Origin of the sequence: Kribbella catacumbae DSM 19601, assembly GCF_000372465.1 — a bacterium.
Classification (GTDB): domain Bacteria; phylum Actinomycetota; class Actinomycetes; order Propionibacteriales; family Kribbellaceae; genus Kribbella; species Kribbella catacumbae.
Genome location: NZ_AQUZ01000114.1, coordinates 1 through 4,956 on the forward strand (window position 1 = coordinate 1; position 4,956 = coordinate 4,956).

At 69.3% G+C, this 4,956-nt stretch carries 4 protein-coding genes and 1 pseudogene; 4 read left to right on the forward strand and 1 reads right to left on the reverse strand.

Annotated features, from left to right (window positions below; all coding sequences use genetic code 11):
* From A3ES_RS0145130 to A3ES_RS56635, 4 genes and pseudogenes are all read left to right on the forward strand, one after another.
* The coding region (locus A3ES_RS0145130; RefSeq protein ID WP_157631093.1) for a LysM peptidoglycan-binding domain-containing protein at positions 1-793 on the forward strand (793 nt) is incomplete at its 5' end.
* 1 nt (position 794) lies between these two features.
* Positions 795-1,313, forward strand: a complete 519-nt coding sequence (locus tag A3ES_RS50720; protein WP_020393423.1) for an Rv3235 family protein — start codon at positions 795-797, stop codon at positions 1,311-1,313.
* Positions 1,314-2,019: 706 nt separating this feature from the next.
* A pseudogene (locus A3ES_RS56895) lies at positions 2,020-2,088 on the forward strand (hypothetical protein); the annotation flags it as partial.
* A 73-nt stretch (positions 2,089-2,161) separates the two neighbouring features.
* The gene (locus A3ES_RS56635) at positions 2,162-2,668 is read left to right on the forward strand and encodes a VanW family protein (RefSeq protein ID WP_020393424.1); all 507 of its coding nucleotides are present in this window, start codon (positions 2,162-2,164) and stop codon (positions 2,666-2,668) included.
* Between the two features lie 1,122 nt (positions 2,669-3,790).
* On the opposite strand, the gene A3ES_RS0145145 is transcribed toward A3ES_RS56635, so the two are convergent.
* Positions 3,791-4,867 carry an HNH endonuclease signature motif containing protein gene (locus tag A3ES_RS0145145; RefSeq protein WP_083934134.1) on the reverse strand — a complete coding sequence of 359 codons (1,077 nt, stop codon included), beginning with the start codon at positions 4,865-4,867 and terminating at the stop codon, positions 3,791-3,793.
* Between the last annotated feature and the right edge of the window lie 89 nt (positions 4,868-4,956).

Here is a 4,956-nt window from a genome sequence, read left to right on the forward strand (position 1 = left end):
GACCTCCCCCCAGCCGCACTCGACCAACCAGCCGACCGGCACCTCACTAGCCGACTCCCACCCGCGGACCTCCCCCCAGCCGCACTCGACCAACCCGCTGACCGATAGCTCGCAGCCTGCACAGTCGCGCCCGGTCCTTCCGGTGACGGCCTCCTCACCTGCCGGTTCACGTCCTTGGAGCTCCGCCGAGCCGGCCTCATCCATCGAGCTGACTGGCGACTCGTCTGGTGATTGGCGAGCCACTGAGGCGCCGTCCTCTGTGCGGCTGACCGAGCAAGGCTCCGGGAAGACCTCGGCTCGGACGGAATCCGAGCGAGTGGTCGAGCCACGCACTCGGCCATCCACCGGCAAGGCGGTGCAGCGCACCCAGCCGACAACTCGGACCAGCGCGGCAGCCGGGAAGCCGACGCCAAGCGCGCGTACCGCAGTACCGGCGAAGTCGGCGAAGTCGGCGACCGGGCGTACCGCAGTACCGGAGAAGTCGCCGGCCGGACAGGTCGCCGTGCCGGATCGGCCGACCACCGGGGCTGCGACTCGCTACACCAATCTGCGGTCGGGGCAGCTCGCCCGTCCCGCCTCGCGAGTGGTCAAGCCCGGCGAATCGCTGTGGTCGATCGCCGCCACCGAGCTCGGCCCCACCGCGACCGACGAAGCCATCGCAGCCCGCTGGCCGCAGTGGTACGCCGCCAACCGCCAGCTGATCGGCCCCGACCCCAACCTGATCCACCCCGGCCAGGTACTCAACCCACCCGCGCCCAGCCGTCCCGTGCCGCCAACCCACCAGGAGAAGTGACATGAGCAACCACCCGAAACTCACCGCCGTCCGCTCCCTGCCGACCGATCGCGCCACGCCCACCCGACGCCACGCCGCAGCGCCGATGACCCAGGGTGCCCTGGCCATGCACTACCAGGAGACGCCAGACCTCCACCCAGCTTCAGCCCCACCCGTACTGCGCCTGGTGCCAACCGGCCCAACTCTCCCCGACGCGCAAGCCTGGGCGACCCGCCTGGTGCAGGCAGTCGCCGAGGTTCTCGCCGGGGACCGCCCGATCGGGCAACTGATCCGCTTCACGGACACGTTCGTCTTCACCGACCTCAACCGGCGAGTCCGCGTGCTCGGCCTGACCACAACCGCCACCGGCCGCAGCGCCAGGGAACGCAGCGCCATCCGCTCGGTCCACGTCTCCACCCCCGCCACCGAGGTCGCCGAGGTCTCGGCCCACGTCCGCTGCGGTGACCGCTCCCGCGCCATGGCCCTCCGCCTGGAAGTGCACCGAAACCGCTGGATCTGCACCGCCCTCCAACTCGGCTGACCGCCCCGGCGTCGAACCCGGCGCAACCCGATCGTGCAGCCGCTGTCACGAATCCGTCGCACGACCGGGCGTAGCGTTCGAGATCGATCAGGGGATCGATCGCCAGCCTGTTCCGGGGGAACGAATGCAGAACAGCAACACCCTGCCCACCACCCACACGACCTCAGCCACCACCTCGGCACCCGATACAGCGGCAACCGCTGAATGCGGACGTACAGACCACCAATCTTCTACCGACGCCGCGGTCACCGCGCCCACCTCTCGCGCAATCACTGCAGTCAGCTCTCGCCCAGTCACCCCGCCCACCCCTCACGCAGTCGCCGTCAGCTCTCGCGAAGTCACTGCAGTCAGCTCTCGCCCAGTCACCCCGCCGACCCCTCACGCAGTCGCCGCATTCAGCTCTCGCGCAGTAAGCCCTGCACCGAAGCCGTATTCCGTTGACGACGACAACGCGACCGGGCTCGACGAGCGGTACGTGCTGACGCCGACTGAGCAGGCGCGGATATATCCGCGTGTTGGTGAGCGGCGCCTGTCCCAGCTAGTGCCCGCGCTCTATCCGATAGCCGTCCGGTATCACCGCGCACGACGGCGGATCGAGTGGATACGATCCGACACGGCGTACGCGCGCGCCAAGCAAGGCGAGGTCCTACCGGTCCGGGTGAAGCGGCACAAGTCGCTCCTGCTGCGGCAACTCGGCGAGACCGAGATGTGGTTGCAGCACAACAAGGTGACCAACCTGAAGCTCGCCTGCGAGCAGGTCGACGGCGTACTGATCAGGCCGGGAGAGACCTTTTCCTTCAACAAACTGGTCGGCAACGCAACCGAGCCGCAAGGGATACGTGAAGGGCATGCGGCTGTCCAACGGCCAGGCCAAGCCAGGGATCGGCGGCGGCATCTGCCAGCTCGCCAACCTGCTGCACTGGATGGTCCTGCACTCACCGCTGACCGTGACGCAACGCTCGACCCACAGCTTCGACCCGTTCCCCGACAACGGCCGCGTGCTCCCGTGGGGAGTCGGCTGCAGCATCGTCTACAACTACGTGGACCTGCAGTTCCGCAACGACACCGACCAGACCTTCCAACTCCGCGTCGGAGTCGGCGAACGCTACCTGGAAGGCGAGATCCTGGCCGAGCAGCCACCGCGATCGTCGTACCGCGTCTTCGCCCGCAACGAACGATTCCTCCGCGCCGGCACCCAGCACTACCGCCGCAACGAAATCTGGCGCACCACCATCGACCGCCGCACCGGCTCCCCCACCAGCACCGACCTAATCCGCGAAAACGTTGCCCTAGTCAAATACCTCCCCACCAACACAACCATCCACGACATCACCCCATCCCAACTCGCCACGTAGCCCGGCCCGCCCCAGACCAGCCTCCGCACCACCACACATGACAACCATCGGCGAACCCACCGGCGACCCCAAGCTGGCCTGGCCTGGCTGGGCCGAACTGGAGTTCTGCGAACGACACGGCGACGCGTCAACAACCCAACGGTGACGGCAACTGAGCACCACCACCGTACCCAGCACCATCGCCTCCGATCCTCACCGCCAGGCCCGTCCTCTGAACCCGACCGGCACGGCCAACCCGACTCCTCAGCTCGACTCCAGCTCGACCCCTGAACGCCGATCCCCATCTCGGCTCCCCAGCACAGCGACCGACTCGGCTCCCCAGCATGGGCTCCGGCTCAAACCCTGAAGCACCGGTGGCCGACTCGGCTCCTGAACCCGGCCCCCGCCCGACTCCTGATGCCGGGGGCCGGCTCGGATCCCCAGCACCGACTCCTGATGCCGGGGGCCGGCTCGGATCCCCAGCATCGGCTCCTGATGCCGGGGGCCGGCTCGGATCCCCAGCACCGACGACCGACGCGACTCCGACGCCGACTCGTTAGCCGACTCCGCCCGACTCCTGAGCACCAATGGCCGGCTCCGCTCCCCACCACCAGCGACCGACTCAGCTCCCCAGTACGGTCCCAGCGCAGCTTCTGAGCACGGCTCCTCGTTCAGGTCCTGGGTGCCGGTGACTGGGACCCGGTGGGCGGCGATCACTGGGCTCTCGAGCGGGGCGCGTGTCCGGGGCTGGAGCGTCCTCCGCCACAACGGCAAGGACATCAGGCACGACGAGCTGGTTAACCGACCGCAAGGTGCACGAGATCCGGCTTGAAGTCGGCCATCGCGCGTTCGATCGCGGGATCGGGCAACCCGACGGGGAACTCCTTGCCGCGAAGGCGAGGCGCCTTGCTTCATCGCCACGGCGAAGGCAGGGCCGTCGGCCTCGCGGCTGTCGGCTGGCAGTTGGCGTCCTGGTCGGGCTCGTTCCGTCGGTCGTGCGTCGGCGACCGGATTACGACGTGGGTCAGCAGCGCCCGACCGTGGTCAGTGGGCGCTTCGGGCGACCGTGGTCGGTGGGCGCTTCGGGCGGGCTGCGGGCTGCGGCCGTGGGCGGCTGGTGGGTCGCCGGCGGCGCGGTGGGTGTTACGGGCCGGCGGAGGGGGTGGCGCTGTCGCCCCAAGGGTCGAGCAGTGCGACCGCTTCCGGGGTGAGCCAGGACAGACCTCCGGTACCGGCCTGCGGCTTGGGGTGCGGGGCGGGCGGGGCGAAGAACCGGCCGGGGTGTTCTTGGTGTGGGTCGCCGCCGGCAGATCCGGTGGTGGGTGGGCCGAAGTAGCGGGACAGGTTGGTGAGGTTGGCCAGGTCGGCGGGGTTGGTGGGGCCGGGGCTGGTCCAGCCCGGGCGGGTGACCTGGACGACGCCGCGGGTGATGGTGATGGTCCAGTGACCGGCATGTACCGCGCGGTGGTGGGCGGCGCACAGCAGCGCGAGATTGTGGATCGCGGTGGGGCCACCGTCGATCCAATGGATCAAATGGTGGGCGTGGCACTGCCAGGGCGGGGCNTTNCAGATCACGCAGCCNTTGTCGCGTCTCATCAGGGCGCGGCGGATGGCGCGNGTNACGTAGCGCTGTTCCGTGCCGACGTCGAGGGGTTGGGAGTCGGAGCCGAGGACGATGGGGAGGATGGCGGCGTCGCAGGCCAGCCGGCGGACGGCCGAGGCGGACAGGTTGTCGCCGTAGACGAGTTCGCCGACGGCTTGGGAGGTGGCGTTGCGGAGGTCTTCGAGGTCGATGGTGATGGTGATGTGCGGTACCCCTGGCCCACCCGCCCCGCCCGTTCCGCCCGACCGATCAGCTGATGCGCCGCAGGTACCGCAGGTACCCGACGCACTCGCCGTCTCGGACGCACCGGATGCGCCGGATGCGCCGGATGCGCCGGATGGGCCGGGGCTGCCCCAGTCATCGGAGCCATCGAACGGATCCGATGCACCGGAGTCACCCCAGTCACCTGAGCCATCGAACGCATCCGAGGTACCGGAGCTACCCCAGTCCTCTGAGCGGTCGAACGTGTCCGACGCACCGGACCCACCGGACGCGCCGGACCCACCAGACGTACCGGACCCACCGGATGTACCGGATGTACCGGACACGTCGGACGCGTCGGACGTGCCGGGTGTGCCGGACGTGCCCGATGCGTTGTGGGTGCGTTTGCGGGGCATGGTCGCGGCCGCGGCGTTGAGGATGGTGGTGAGGGCGTCGGCTTGGCGTTTGGGGTGCGGGCGGGGATCTAGTTCGCCGTCGACGGTTC